Annotated in this window: 13 protein-coding genes; 2 read left to right on the top strand and 11 right to left on the bottom strand. The window is 63.1% G+C overall.

Annotation, left to right across the window (positions count from 1 at the left end; all coding sequences use genetic code 11):
* Positions 1-14: 14 nt before the first annotated feature.
* Entirely contained in the window at positions 15-932 is a 918-nt protein-coding gene (locus AC1D08_RS31990) for a LysR family transcriptional regulator (protein WP_457153770.1), read from the bottom strand.
* Between the two features lie 93 nt (positions 933-1,025).
* Here AC1D08_RS31990 and AC1D08_RS31985 point away from each other — a divergent pair, with 93 nt between their 5' ends.
* A complete protein-coding gene (locus tag AC1D08_RS31985; RefSeq protein WP_457153771.1) occupies positions 1,026-1,781 on the top strand; it encodes an SDR family oxidoreductase in 756 nt (251 codons plus the stop codon).
* Between the two features lie 56 nt (positions 1,782-1,837).
* Here the strand turns inward: AC1D08_RS31985 and AC1D08_RS31980 are convergent, their stop codons facing one another.
* The gene (locus AC1D08_RS31980) at positions 1,838-2,728 is read right to left on the bottom strand and encodes a fatty acid desaturase family protein (protein ID WP_457153775.1); all 891 of its coding nucleotides are present in this window, start codon (positions 2,726-2,728) and stop codon (positions 1,838-1,840) included.
* A 113-nt stretch (positions 2,729-2,841) separates the two neighbouring features.
* Between AC1D08_RS31980 and AC1D08_RS31975 the strand changes: the two genes are divergently transcribed.
* Complete coding sequence (locus AC1D08_RS31975; RefSeq protein ID WP_457153772.1) at positions 2,842-3,774, top strand: LysR substrate-binding domain-containing protein; 933 nt, start codon at positions 2,842-2,844, stop codon at positions 3,772-3,774.
* 10 nt (positions 3,775-3,784) lie between these two features.
* On the opposite strand, the gene AC1D08_RS31970 is transcribed toward AC1D08_RS31975, so the two are convergent.
* The 9 genes from AC1D08_RS31970 to AC1D08_RS31930 form a co-directional block, all read right to left on the bottom strand.
* The gene (locus AC1D08_RS31970; RefSeq protein ID WP_457153773.1) at positions 3,785-4,057 is read right to left on the bottom strand and encodes a DUF3303 domain-containing protein; all 273 of its coding nucleotides are present in this window, start codon (positions 4,055-4,057) and stop codon (positions 3,785-3,787) included.
* A 17-nt stretch (positions 4,058-4,074) separates the two neighbouring features.
* Positions 4,075-5,538, bottom strand: a complete 1,464-nt coding sequence (locus tag AC1D08_RS31965) for a RimK family protein (protein WP_477226250.1) — start codon at positions 5,536-5,538, stop codon at positions 4,075-4,077.
* On the bottom strand, positions 5,535-6,641 hold the full coding sequence (locus AC1D08_RS31960) for a peptidase C39 family protein (protein WP_477226249.1): 1,107 nt from the start codon (positions 6,639-6,641) through the stop codon (positions 5,535-5,537). The genes AC1D08_RS31965 and AC1D08_RS31960 overlap by 4 nt, the downstream gene beginning before the upstream one ends.
* Positions 6,642-6,847: 206 nt before the next feature.
* Entirely contained in the window at positions 6,848-7,639 is a 792-nt protein-coding gene (locus tag AC1D08_RS31955) for an anti-sigma factor family protein (RefSeq protein ID WP_457153972.1), read from the bottom strand.
* Positions 7,636-8,154, bottom strand: a complete 519-nt coding sequence (locus AC1D08_RS31950; RefSeq protein WP_457153973.1) for a sigma-70 family RNA polymerase sigma factor — start codon at positions 8,152-8,154, stop codon at positions 7,636-7,638. The genes AC1D08_RS31955 and AC1D08_RS31950 overlap by 4 nt, the downstream gene beginning before the upstream one ends.
* Before the next feature lie 161 nt (positions 8,155-8,315).
* A complete protein-coding gene (locus tag AC1D08_RS31945; RefSeq protein ID WP_477425010.1) occupies positions 8,316-11,084 on the bottom strand; it encodes a DUF2339 domain-containing protein in 2,769 nt (922 codons plus the stop codon).
* 82 nt (positions 11,085-11,166) lie between these two features.
* Positions 11,167-11,685, bottom strand: a complete 519-nt coding sequence (locus tag AC1D08_RS31940; protein ID WP_457153975.1) for a PaaI family thioesterase — start codon at positions 11,683-11,685, stop codon at positions 11,167-11,169.
* Positions 11,682-12,443: a DNA repair protein RecO gene (recO, locus tag AC1D08_RS31935; protein ID WP_477425009.1), complete on the bottom strand. Its 762-nt coding sequence runs from the start codon at positions 12,441-12,443 to the stop codon at positions 11,682-11,684. The genes AC1D08_RS31940 and recO overlap by 4 nt, the downstream gene beginning before the upstream one ends.
* A gap of 138 nt (positions 12,444-12,581) precedes the next feature.
* On the bottom strand, positions 12,582-13,751 hold the full coding sequence (locus tag AC1D08_RS31930) for a porin (RefSeq protein ID WP_477425007.1): 1,170 nt from the start codon (positions 13,749-13,751) through the stop codon (positions 12,582-12,584).
* Positions 13,752-13,896: the final 145 nt, after the last annotated feature.

Here is a 13,896-nt window from a genome sequence, read left to right as displayed (position 1 = left end):
ACCGGCGGTACCCGCTATTTCGGCCCTGGCCAACTTGGCTGTGACAGATGCGCGGCCATGAAACCGGCGACGGCTTCGACCTTGGCGGGGCGCGAGCGTGCTGAGGGCGTGACGAAATACAGCGCGCCCCTCGGCAAAGTCCAGTCGGTCAGGATCGCTTCCAGGCGCCCATCGGCAAGGTATTCGCCGGCAATGAATTCCGGCAGCTCGGCAATCGCCATTCCGGCCAGCACTGTTGGAACCAGCGCGTCAGAATTGGTCACCCGCAATGGCCCGGAGGGCGTGACGGCCTCCCTGTCACCCGCGGCATTGCTGAAATGCCAGACGTCCTGCCGAGGACGATAGGCATAGCCAAGGCAATGATGCGCGTCGAGGTCGCGCGGCGTGCCTGGACGGCCATACCGGGCGAGATAGGTCGGTGCCGCGACGATGAACGGAGCAATGCTGCACAGGCGCCGCGCAACCAGCGAGGAATCCGGCAGGACGGCAATCCGGAGTGCTGCATCGAACCCATCACCGACCAGGTCAACGACCGCATCGCTCAGATGCATATCGATCGACACGTCGGGGTAGAGTTTGAAGAAATCAGGAAGCAACGGCGCAACGCACCGCAGCCCAAACGACATCGGCACGGCCAGACGTACAAGGCCGCGCGGACTGGCCGACAGCTCGCGTGCCGCATTCTCGGCATCCTCCGCGTCACGGTAGAGGCGCGACGCCCGCTCGGCGAGACGATGACCAAAATCCGTGAGGGCGAGACGCCGCGACGTGCGGTTGAAAAGCCGCGCGCCAAGCCGCTCCTCCAGTCGGCTGACGCCACGCGATACTGTCGCCACCGACAGGCCGAGCACGCGCGCGGCGGCAGCAAAGGACCGCTCCTCCGCGACTTTGGCGAACATGGCCAATCCTTCGAAGTCCGGAACTTTCGACATCACCAATCCTGCAACGATTGTTTGCAAACATTGCTATTTCGAAAAGAACTACCTGTCCATATGTCTCTGTCACCGACAACAGGAGTGACGAAAATGACACGGAAACTCGAAGGAAAGATCGCCGTGGTTACCGGCGGCAGCAGCGGCATCGGCCTTGGCATCGCCAAGCGCTTCGCCTCTGAAGGCGCCCATGTCTACATCACCGGACGGCGCCAGGCCGAGATCGACAAGGCCGTCACGGCAATCGGGAAGAACGCCACCGGCATCCAGGCCGACTCGACCAGTTTCGCCGATCTCGACCGACTCTATTCCAAAGTGAAAGCGCAAAGCGGCCGGATCGACGTGCTCTCGGTCAATGCTGGCGGCGGTTCCATGCTGCCGCTCGGGCAGATCAGCGAACAGCACTATGATGAAACATTCGACCGCAACGTCAAAGCCGTGCTGTTCACCGTGCAGAAGGCGCTTGGATTGCTGGTGGACGGTGCATCGGTGATCCTGACTGGTTCGACCACCGGCTCAACTGGCGCGGCGGCGTTCAGCGTCTATGGCGCGTCGAAGGCGGCCCTGCGCAATTTTGCCCGCAGCTGGATTCTCGACCTGAAGGAGCGGCAAATCCGCGTCAACATTCTCAGTCCCGGTCCGACCCGTACAACGGGTCTCGCCGAGCTTGCCGGACCTGAGGCCGAACACCAGAAGGGTTTGCTCGATTTCCTTGCCAACCAGGTGCCAATGGGCCGGCTCGGCGATCCCGATGAGATCGGCAAGGCGGCCGTGTTCCTGGCCTCGGACGATTCCAGCTTTGTCACCGGCGCCGAGCTGTTCGTCGACGGCGGTATTGCGCAAATCTAGCCGTCGTACCGGTCGCGTCTTCAAGCAGGGCGCGACCGGTATGCAACCGCGCAGCATCAGCGCAATGTCTCGATGTATTTTTCGTGGAAGCTGACATAGCCCGGTTCGACAATCTTCAGATGCCGCTCGATCAGCGCATGAAACTCCGGCAATTGATGAAACGGCACGCCGGGATAGGCATGATGCTCGGCATGGAACGGCATGTTCCACGCCAGCTTGCGCACCAGCCAATTGGTCAGCGTGGTCCTGGTGTTCTCCAACATGTTGGCGACGAATGGACAACGGCCATGCTCGGCCAAGAGATAGAGGCGCAGAAATGGCTGCCCGAGCAAGGCCGGCACGATCCAGACGTAGAGGAGCACCGTAAGCCGGAAATAGACGGCCAGCAGAATGACCCCGGTATAGAAGGCAAGCATGGCTTGCGCCTCGACGCGCACCTTGGCGTAGCCTTTTGGCGGCACATAGCCTTCCCGGCCGCGGCCCTTCGCATTGCCACAAAGCGTCTTGAGGTGCCCCCACCACACCGGGATGCCGGAGACATGGACGAGGTATTGCCTCCATGTCTCCGGTTTGGGGAAAGCCAGTTCCGGATCATTGTCCGGGTCCTGGGTGTATCGATGGTGGGCGAAATGGAAATAGCGGAACCAGTCCGCAGGCAGCCCGATCGCCAGGCTGCACACCCGCGCCACGGCATCGTTCAGCCACTGCGTTTCGAAGGCCGTGCGATGCACCGTCTCGTGCAGCAGCGTGAACAGGAAGACGATCAGGATGCCTTGCGGCAGCATCAGCAGCGGCCAGAACGGGACCTTGGCGGCGATCAGCGATCCGATGATGATGATCGCACCCCAATGAGCACCAAGTTGGACAAGGCCCGCGACGTCTGATTTGGCGGTCAGGCGATTGCGCTCTTGCTGCGTCAACGATGCGATTACGTCGCGATGGTCCACTGGCGTCATCCGGAGTTCGAAAATGTCGACGCCCATATCGTATTCAACAAGAAAGCTTTCTGAAAACGATGAATTATGCGATTTAGATAAGGTCAACTTATCTATCGGGCAGCATGATCGCTTTTCCATCCTTGCGCGGACTCCAGGCTTTCGAAGCGGCGGCGCGTTCCGGCAGCTTTGCCGCGGCAGCCCAGGAGCTGTCCATCTCGGCTGCCGCGGTCAGCCAGCTGATCCGGACCATCGAGGACCAGATGGGCCGCAAGCTGTTCAACCGGGTCAACCGCCGCGTCGTCCTCACCGACGCCGGCAGGGAAATACTGCCTCGGCTGACAACGGCATTCGGTGAGATCGGCAGCGTGTCACGCGAACTGGGCGGCGCCGAGTTCCGCTCCCGGCTCGTCGTGTCAGTCCCGCCATCCATGGCGATGGGCTGGTTGTCGTCGCGTCTGGCGGGCTTTGTCGCGGCCCACGGCGCTGTCGACATATCGCTCAGAGGCGAAGACGACCCGGTATCGTTCGACCGAGACCTGATCGACATCCGCCTTTCCTATGGCCGTTCGCACTATCGCGACCAGGCAACGGAAGACATCGCCAGGGATGCCGTCTACCCCGTTTGCGCCCCTGATCTCGTTGCGACGAACAGATATCTGGACGGTACCGCCCTCACCGGTCTGCCGCTGATCCACACCGACTGGGGCCCAACGGGCGCGTCGTTCCCGTCCTGGCGCAACTGGTTCGAAGCGATGGGCATCGAGCCTGGCCGGGCAGCGCAACGCGGCCTTTCGGCGAATTCGTCACGGGCCGCCCTTGATCTTGCCATTTCCGGCCTTGGCGTGGCGCTGGCGCAAGGGGTCTACTGTGCCGAAGCGCTGGAAGACGGCCGGCTGGTCAGGCCGCTGGCCCAGGCGCTGGAGCTGCGCCAGCCTTATTGCCTGACAATCCCGGAACGCAGCGCGAGACGCGATGTGGTGGCGGCATTTCGCCAGTGGCTGATCGAGGAATGCGTGCGCACGGTCAAATCGCCGGCGCTGACCGAGGGCCGTTGACTGCCGCCTCTCAGAGGTGCCCGCTCAATGCCTCCACCATGTCCTTGTTCGTCGCCACGGGAACGATCTCGAACTCCACCAGATCGGCCCATTCGATGACCCAGCGCTGCAGCAGCGTGACGTCATCAGCCTCCACCAGCAGGAAGCAGCGGCTCATATCCGCCGCGATCCAGCTATGGTGCACGAGCAACTCGTCCGGCTTCAGGCGGCCGCGATCGCTGAAGCGACGGTAGATATCCTTGCGATCGCAACCGCGAAAGTCCTCGATCACGACGAACAGCATATCCACCCCCGATCAAATTAGCGCCCCGGCCGGTCCAGCCGCTCCAGGAACCACTGCGTCAGCCGCACCCAGACCTCGTCCTTTTCGCCGGAATCTTCCCAGCCATGGTCGAGGTTCGGATTGTCGTTGACCTCGATGACGAAGACGCCATCTTTGGTTTCCTTGAGGTCGACGCCATAGAGCCCGTCACCGATGCAGCGCGCCGCCTTCACCGCCGTCTCGACGACATGCGCCGGGGTTTCCTTCAGCGTGAAGGTCTTGATGCCGCCCTGGTCGGGTTTGCCGTTGGCCTTGTGGTTGACGATCTGCCAGTGCTTCTTGGCCATCAGATAGTGGACGGCAAACAGGGGCTGGCCGCCGAGCACGCCGACACGCCAGTCATATTCGGTCGGAATGAACTTCTGCGCGATCAGAAGATCGGAATCCTCCAGCCATTCCGTGGCGAGCGTCTTCAACTCCTCGAAGTCAGCGCATTTCTTGACGCCGCGCGAGAACGACGAATCGGGGATCTTCAACACCAGCGGAAAGCCGAGCGTCTGCGCCGCCAGTTCGAGATCCGAGCTGCCGGCGATCATCACCGTCGGCGGCACCGGCACCTTGTTGTAGGCCATCAGCTCGTTGAGATAGACCTTGTTGGTGCAGCGGATCATCGACAGTGGATCGTCGATCACCGGCATGCCTTCCTGCTGGGCACGGCGGGCGAAACGATAGGTGTGGTTGGAGATCGAGGTGGTCTCGCGGATGAACAGCGCGTCGTAGTTGGCGAGCTTGGCGAGGTCCCGCTTGGTGATCGGCTCGATTTCGACGCCCATCTTTTCGGCGATCTTGGCCCAGTAGCGCAGCGACGAGATCTCCGACGGAGGCAATTCCTCATGCGGATCGACCAGCGTGGCGAAGGTGTAGCGCGCCGGCGTGCGGCCCTTGGTGTCGCGCCACTCGCGGTTGGTGTAGGTCTCCAGGCACTGGATGAAGCTTTTTTCTTCATCCTCGGTCATCCGCGCCAGCGGATGGAAGCCGATCTTGCGGATCGAAGCCCATTCGGCGCTGTCCTTGATGTGGACTTCGAGTGCCGGTGCGCGGAACCAGTCGAACAACAGCTTGGCGAACCGGTCCCAGATTTTCGACGGGCCGATGCCGAAGAAGATGCAGACCTTGGTTGGAAAGGCGCCGCCGAGATCCTTGCGACATTTGTTGAGTGCCAGTTCCAGTTCGGGCAACGCATGTTCGTAGAGCTTGCGCTCCGACAGGTCGATCATCGTCTCGACGGTCGGAATGACCTTGTGGCCGCGCGAGCCCGCCAGCAGCGAGGCGTAGTAGCCGCGGCTCTGGTAGCCGTAATTGTTCGACAGGTTGATGACCTTCGGCCGCTGGCCGCGAAACAGCGACGGATGCGCAAGATAGTCACGGTTGGTGATGATCTTGTGCGGTGTCGCCACCTGGTCGAGATCGCTCTGCCGGCCGGTAAGGATGACCCAGGTCATTGTCTGTCGCGCTTTCCCAGAGTGATGGCGGCACGCAGTCCGTCGCGGCCGAACTGCGCCATGTTCATGAAGATGCCGTACGGCACGGGAATGTTGGCGGCATCAAGGATGGTCTCCTGTCTTTCGTCCTCGACCCATGGATCGTGGATCAGGATATGGTCGCCGTCATCGCCGATCGCCAGCACCCAGTGCGGCACCTTCTTGCCGAACATAAGGAAACCGCTGATCAGCACCAGCACCAGTTTTCCCTCCGCGATCGCGGCGCGAATGTCGTCGATGGTGAATGGACGGTAATTCACCGGGATGCCGTAAAGTTCCGCGCGGCGGCGAAAGTCGACCTGGGCCAGTTCCATCACCCGGCGCTTGTCCTCGCTGCGCACCGACTGCAGGAACAGCGCGCCGTAGAACGAAACATAGATCTCCGCCGCGAGCCCGCTTTCGTAGCCCGAGACAGCGAGGCCGAACGGTTCGCAGCCACCGGGTCCCGACATCATGAAGACAGTCGTCGCCTCGCGCCACAGTCGGATTTCCATGACCGGATCCGGCACGAAGCCGCGATCGAAATTGGCCATCGCCATCATCAGGCAGCATGGGCCGCAAGTGAATTCGCAGGTCTGCTGGTAGAACGGCACCTTGGTGGCGATCGGAATGTCACCGCGCAAGGTCTTTTCATAGCGAAGCGCTGTCTCGCCGTCCTCGTAGTAGCCGGATTCGCGGCCGATCTTGCGATAGCCGGCCTGCTCATAGATGCGGATGGCCCGGCTGTTGTCTTCGCGCACCTCGAGACGCAGCATCATACGGCCGTGCTCGAAGGCGGCCTCTTCCGCTGATCCGAGCAGCATGCGGCCAACACCCAGTCCCCCGAAGAAGGGACCGGTGGCGATCGAGTAGAGACGTGCCACGCCGCTGCCCTTGCGAAACAGCACGATCGCATAGCCGGCCACGCGGCCATCGATTTCAGCGACCAGCGTCTCGGCGGTTTCGCGCTCGATGAACAGGCGGAAGGAGCGGCGGGAAATACGGTCGCTTTGGAAAACAGCTTTCTCGATGGCGGCGAGATCATCGACGTCAGACGCGCGGGCCGTGCGGATCTCGGCAGGCATGCGGGTTGAGAAAACCTCGATTGGTGGTGGGAAATGCCCTACTGGAAAACGTTCAAGACATCAGCCGAAATACTGATGACCACAAAGCGCTATCGCACCTCGAATAGGGCCGAATTGTGACAGATTCGGCGGCAACCTGGCGATGCAAAACGCTTTGAACAGGATCACTATTTATGGACTGGCGTCGCCATCAAGGCGGCGCCTTTTCAACTGGCCAGGCCAGCCAGAAGTTGGCCATAGGCGCTCTTTGCCACGACGGCCAATTGCTCGCTTGGCAGCGAACCGACGACGGCGCAGCCATAGCCCTTGTCCAGCCAGTAGACGGCCTGGGGACCGTCTTGCGCCGATGCATAGGTGCCCTTGGCATTCTGCGCCGATTGCGCCGTGACGAAGAGAGATATGCGCTCGCCCTTGTCGTCCTCGTAGAGCAGCATCGCGGCCTTGCTTTCTCCGGCCGGCAACAACCGGCCGCCGACCAGCTGGAAACCGTTCGCGGTCAGGTCCGGTGCCACCAGCTTCAACCCGACACGGTTGGACAGCCAGGTCTGGAGATGATCCTTGTCGCTGGCCGGCACCTCGACCGCATGCCGCTTTTCGGCGGCGAAGACGACGTGGGCCGCGATTGCCTGTTCGGCCAGTTGATCTTCGGCCGGATTCTCCTGTCCGATGCGGTCGATGCCGGCAAGGTAGCCGCCAAGCCCGCCGGCGACCACAAGAACGGCCGCCGCGGCGGCAAGCCACCAGCGCGAGCGCGAGGCCGCAGCCTTGACCGGCGTCTCGCCGAACACGACCTTGCGCAACCGCACTGGGACGGGTTCGTCCAGCACGCCGGCGAAGGCGGCGCGCAATGCCGTGCGATCGGCGGTGAAACGGGCGCTCCTGGCCTTCATCTCGGGATTGGCGTCGAGCCAGGCATCATAGGCGGCGCGCTCGTCAGCCGGCAGCTCGCCATCGATCGCCATGTGGATGTCACGTTCGGAGAAGTCGCGGCGGATCATTTCTCGACGATCCTTATTGCGCGACGGCGCGCCGTGTCGTCCAGCAGCCCGCGCAATTCCTCACGCCCGCGCGCAATGCGCGACATCAGCGTGCCTGCGGGGACGCCCAGAATGTTGGCGGCTTCGGCATAGGAAAACCCTTCGATGGCGACCATGACAAGAGCCGCACGGCGGTCGGGGCTGATTGCCTGCAATGCGTCGATGATCTCGCGCGAAGCGATGCTCTCCACCTGCTCGGCAGGCTGGGCCACCGCCTCGCCTGCTTCCAGCGGAAGCATCGTCGCCTCGCCGCGTCGGTTCACCTTGCGCATCTGGTCGATGAACAAATGATGCATGATCGTAAACAGCCACCTCCTGGGGCTTTCTCCCGTCTGCCAGTTGTCGAGCCGGACAAGCGCCCGCTCGAGACAATCCTGAACGAGATCGTCGGCAGCATCGCGGTCGCGCACAAGCGAGCGTGCGTAGCGGCGCAGTCGCGGTATTTCGCCAAGGATTGCTGCCTTCTTTTCGTGCATGACCGCTGGTTCTGGGTCGCCCTTGTTGATCCGATATTGAACGCGCCTTCTCGGCGCGGCGCAAGCGGCCAGCGCGAAGCGGTCCGCCGCCCCGGTCACCCAAGCAATGAGATAACGAGATGACGGGCCGTTTTATTCCCGGCTAAATTGAGTTCCTGTCGTCACTGCTCTCCGACCGATATTTTCTCTCTTGCCGCCCGCGTCAGCAGGCGCTGGTAGAACAGGCCGATGCCGATCAGCACGGCGCCAAGGCCGATGAAGGACAACGCCCGCAACACGCCTTCCAGCTCCGACATGTCGAAGACAAAGACCTTCAGCACTGCGACCGAGATCAGCACGGCCGAGGCAATGCGCAGCACCTGCGATTTCAGCCAGACGCCGGCGGTGAGCAACGCCACGCCGATCACCAACCACAGCGCCGAATAGGTGTAGGTTTCCAGCTGGCCGAGGCCGCTCCACAGGCCAATGAACTCGCCCTTGAACAGACGCCGCACCGACAGGGTGGCGTAGGCGAAGGCAAGCACGGCCGCCACCAGCGCCAGCATCTGCGCATACCATTTCGGCCGCTTGTCCCTGGCATAGAGCGCCAGTCCGCCGGCAGCGATGGCCGGCAGGAGATAGGCGAGGAACAACAGGTTGAAGACCGGGATCTGGCCTGTCGATTCGTCGGTGAACAACGGGTTCAGCACCACGAAATGCCGGATGACGATGAAGGCCACCGAAACCACGCCCGCCGCCATCGAGCCATAGCGCAGCACAGAGCTTGGCGAGCGCATGTCGATGGCGACAAGGATGGCGCCGGCGCCAATGGCGATCAGCGTGTAGATCGCCTGCTCGGCGAGCGTCATCGCACCCGTGTCGATGACGCCGCCATGCATGGCGTGGCGCACCAGCATGGCGAGCGTGAGCAGCGCAAACAGTGCCGCCGCCGCTTCCATGGCGAGGCGTGGGCGGCCGTTGGTGGTGCGGGCAAGCTGCCAGGCGGCGAAACCGAAGGCGAGCGCCGGCACGCCGTAGCCCGGCAGCAGCCAGTTGAAGACCGGCGTCGTCGACAGGAACTCTGCGCCGACAATGGTCGGGTCAAAGGCGACGCGGCCAAGCACGGCAATCACCGCGCCAACCGAAATCCAGCCGAGCACCGGATAGGAACGCCAGCGCGTCGCCAGCGTCGGCACGATCGCCGCTGCGCCGAGCAGGATGGTGGTCCAGCCGGAATTGAACGCCATATGCAGCATCAGGAGGCCGGCGACGGCCGCACCGCCCAGGGCAAACGACACCGCCACGCCGCCGGTGAGAGGCGGCTCTTCGCTGCGTGCGATCCACTCGCTGCCGGCCGTGAAAACCACGACCAGCAGTGCGGCGGCGGCGGCGTAGACAAAGTCGCGATCGAGATTGCCGAAGGTGAACCAGAGCGCCAGCAGGACGAGCAGCGGCACGATGACGCCCCACGCCGCCCATGAGGCCGCGCGGATCTGTGTCGCGGCGGCGAACCTGCGGGCGGCCCAGAAGCCGGCGCCTATGAAGACCAGGCCAAGCGCGATGCCGATACGCAATGTCAGCGCGTTGGACGTGGCCACCGGCAAGCCATCGACGCCCAGAGCGCCGGCCGAGAAGTCGGAGGCGATCGAAGTCGGCGGGATGATGCCGAGATAGATCATCACCGTCACCAGTCCTGCGGCATAGAGGAGCGGCAGCGCCAGTGGGCGATAAAGCGCGACGGCCACCATTGCGGCGATCAGCACGGCGCCCGGCAAGGCATCGCCGGCTGCGGCGAAGACCGGGTCGACTGACAGGCCGAGCGCCGAGAATGCGACGAAGAGGCCAGGCACGATGGACGGCCAGTCGAAAGCCCTGGCTGGTCCGGCCTCGTCGCCACGACGGCCGAGCCAGACAAACGCAAGTACCGCCAGCGTGACGGCGTCGATGAACAGGATGGTGGAGAGGTTCGCGCCCGGCGCATCGGTCATGTAGAGGATGGTCCAGACACCGGTGCCGAAAAAGGCGGCCGCCATCAGCAACGTCCAGTCGCGCATGCGGGCGATGACGCCGGTGGCGGCAAGCACGATCGCGAGATAGCCGAACAGCGCCCAGGGATTGGGCGCCTGCGAGGCAACCAGCATCGGCGTCACCATGGCGCCGACGAGGCCAATGCCGGCCAGCGCCTGACCATGGACCAGGGCTGCCGCAATGGTCGCCACGCCAATGGCGCCGAGCAGCGTGAAGGCGAGCGCCGGGCCGATGAAGCCGTAAATGCCATGGGCGGCATAGACGGTGCCGAACAGGATGAAGGCACCGGCCGCTGTCAGGATCGCTGGAATATAGGCGCCGGCAACGCCTTGCACCGGCACCTTGAAGCCGGTGCGGCGGATGAACTCGCCGCCGGCGACCAGCACCAGGCCGAGAACAGCGGCCATGGTCAGCCGCACGCCGGGGCCGAAAATGCCGGCCTCGATGGTGTAGCGGATCAGGAACAGGCCACCCAGCGCCAGCGCGATGCCGCCGACCCAGACCGCCCAGCGGGTGCCGAGTGCCGTTTCGACATCCGACTGGCGGGCGGCTTTCGCTGCCGCGGCCGGCTCGGCAGGTTCTGCTGCCTTCGGCGCCGCATCACTTGGCGCCCATGGCCTGGACACGGCCTCGCCGGTTGGAACTTCCGCCTCGGCAACCGGTGCCTGCGCAGCGACCGCCTCGCTCACCGCCGGCAGGACGATATCGGCCGCGGCCGCAACGGCCGGAGCCACATCGGCGGGCGGCGCGCTGTCGGCGGTTGCCTGTTCGGACGGCTTGGCCGCCAGCGGCGCGGCGCCCGAAAGGACAAAGCTGCGCAGCGCGCCAAGCTCGCGCTCGATCAGGCCGATGCGGTTCTGCTGGCGCGAAATGATGACGAACAAGGCGATGATGGCGACAAGGCCGATCAGGCTTTCAAACATGGCGGTTCCCCCAAACCGGGCCAGTTTTCACTGACGTTCAGTCTCACTGACATTCAAATGCGGCGGCCAAACGGCCTGAAAGTCAACGCGCCGCCAGATTGGCCGCGGGAAAGATCGAGCATGTTTCGGTGCCAAAAGCCAGCAGCTTGCCGCCGGCATCCTTCAGCGTCGCTTCCGACACCGCCAGAGTACGCCCCTTGTGGACGACCTTGCCCTCGCAGATCACCTTGCCGGTCTTCGGTGTAATGGGCCGCGTCAAATTCACCTTGAACTCCGCGGTCGTATAGGCCTCACCCTTTTCGAGCAGCGTCTGCACGGCGCAACCCAATGCCGAATCGAGCAGCGTCGCCGCCCAGCCGCCATGCACGCTGCCCAGCGGGTTGAGGTGGCGCTCGTTGGGCACGCCACGGAACACCGCACGTCCTTCCGACACTTCGGTCAGCGCGAAGTTGAGCTGGAAGGAGATCGGCGGCGCCGGATACTTGCCGTCGATGATACGCTGCAGCAGGTCCAGGCCGGTGTATTCCAGGATGTCGGCATGCGGAATCGTGCCGAGGCCGAGCGGTGAGACCCAGCCCGGATACAATTCGACCTTGCTCATGCTGCGTTCTCTCCGGCTATGGTCTTGCTGCGCGCGTGGTGTTTGCGCAGTGCGGCAAGGAAGCCGGCGCGGGCGTCCGGCGGTTCGATGCCGCGCGGCTCATAGACGTGGCGGGTGAAGAAAAAGCCGGTCAGCCGGAAGGCGTCGTCGACCGCCGCCGGATCGCCACGCTGGCCTGAGCCGCGCTGCAGGAAGGCCGGCAGCGCCAGCATCTTGTCGCGCCATGGCAAGCCTGCTTCACGAGACACGGCGCGTCCGGATCTGGGTGAGACATAGGCAAGGTCCTGCCGCACGCCAGTGGCGGCGCATTGACTGAGATCGAGGCCAAAGCCGAGTTCGTCCAGCACCAGAAGCTCGAAGCGCGCCACCAGTTCGCCGGCAGCGTCGGCATCGTCGAGATGGACGATCATCACGGCAAGCGTTTCGTAGAGACCTTCATGAGCGTCGCGCTCGGGCAACAGGCGCAGATGCGCGGCCATGGTCTGCAGCCCATAGACTGCCACCGCGCTGTCCATCAGCCGGGCGGCGTTCATCTCGATCGCCTCGGCCTGGAACGTGCCGAGATGCTCGTCAAGCCGCGCCCGCCACAACAGGTCGACGCGATTGCCGGGTTGGAGGACGGGCTGCTGCTTGCGCGAGCGGCCGCCACGCACCAGGCCGAGATGACGGCCATGCGCGCGTGTCATCACCTCGAGAATGGCGCTGGTTTCGCCATGCTTGCGGGTGCCGAGAATGATTCCCTCGTCGCGCCATTCCATTTCCAGAGCTTTTCACCGGTTGGATGGCGAAATCAAGGTATGGAGTTTGGCTCAACTGACAGATCGGTACAGCACAGTGCACAAAAAACCGCCCGCAGCGATAACGCTGCCGGCGGTTGGGTGAGATCAATCGATCCGTTAGAACGAGCGCTGGAAGCGGAGAATGCCGCCGACGCTGCTCTTCTTGTTGGCCTTGGTCCAGTTGCTGAAGTCGGCGTCGTCGAACTTTCCAGCATTGAGGTAATCGACTTCGGCCGTGACCGTAAAGCCGGGCACAACAGTGTAGGCAACGTTGGCGGCGACGCCGAGGTTCTTCCAGTCGTCATAAGAGATCTGGGCGTTGAACGCGGTCTTGTCGTTGAACTTGTAGGTGCCACCGCCCCAGACTGCCCAGTTGCCGCCCCACTGCTTGTAGAAGCCGCGACCTTTAGCGTTGATAGCGTTGGTCGGATCGTTGAGGTTGTCGTCCGTGCCGTAACCGCCGATGATGAACAGCGACAGTTCCTTGGTGACATTCACGTCCAAACGAACCTTGCCGGCCGCTTCCTCGTAGTTGCTGTCATAGGCGACGACGCCAGTGATCGCACCCCAGTCGCTCTTGTACTTCAAGCCGCCGACGACATGCGGAACATAGCTGTCGATGGTGCCGCCCTTGCCGGCGCCTTCTTCGAGAGAGACCAATCCCGTGAGGCCGTTGCCTGCGTCGAAGTAGTATTGAACGACGTTGCTCTCCTGCCCGCCATACGGAACCAGCGTGTCCTGGATGACGTTGCCGGCATAGCCGATGAACGTATCGAAAGCCGTATCGTCCTTGCCGACGCGCAGGCCGCCGAGCTGAATCCAAGCGAAACGCAGCGAGGTAGACTTGTTGCGGCCTTGCCAGTCGTCCGCATTGGAGGCGGCCTGGTTGAGATAGTCGCCGCTGCTGTTACCGTAGTTGAAGCGGGTCTCGGTGTAGGTCTTGAGGGTACCGAGCTCGGTCTCCTGACCGGTCCAGGTCTTCAGCGTGAAGCGGGTGTTCTTGTAGTAGGTCGAGTGCGTGTCGCCGGCGCTCTGGTGGTCCGGAACGTGGTTGACGCCATCGAACGTGCCGGCATCGCCGACGCCGATGTCATAACGGACATAGCCGCCGATGCGCAGGCAGGTTTCGGTGCCCGGGATATAGAAATAGCCGGCGCCGTAGACGTCGCAGATCTTGACGTATTCGGCCGGTTCCGGTTCGGCGACGACGACAGCGTCAGCCGCGCGCGCGCCGCTGACCGCGATCAGTGCCGCGGCTGAGCCGAGAAGGAGGCTCTTGATGTTCATTTTCTGACTCTCCAGTCATAGTTTTAAATGGCTTCGGATTTGTGGCTGGCGGCAATGTTGTCCCGCCTCACCCCCACAATGAAAAAGGCGCGCACCGCTCGCCCTTTTCCGCGGCGAACATACCCATCGACCTTCTGCCTTCAAT

The organism is Mesorhizobium sp. P2_E6, assembly GCF_056403835.1.
The sequence above is the reverse complement of the archived record's forward strand: the minus strand, read 5'-3'. Positions and strand labels throughout refer to the sequence as shown.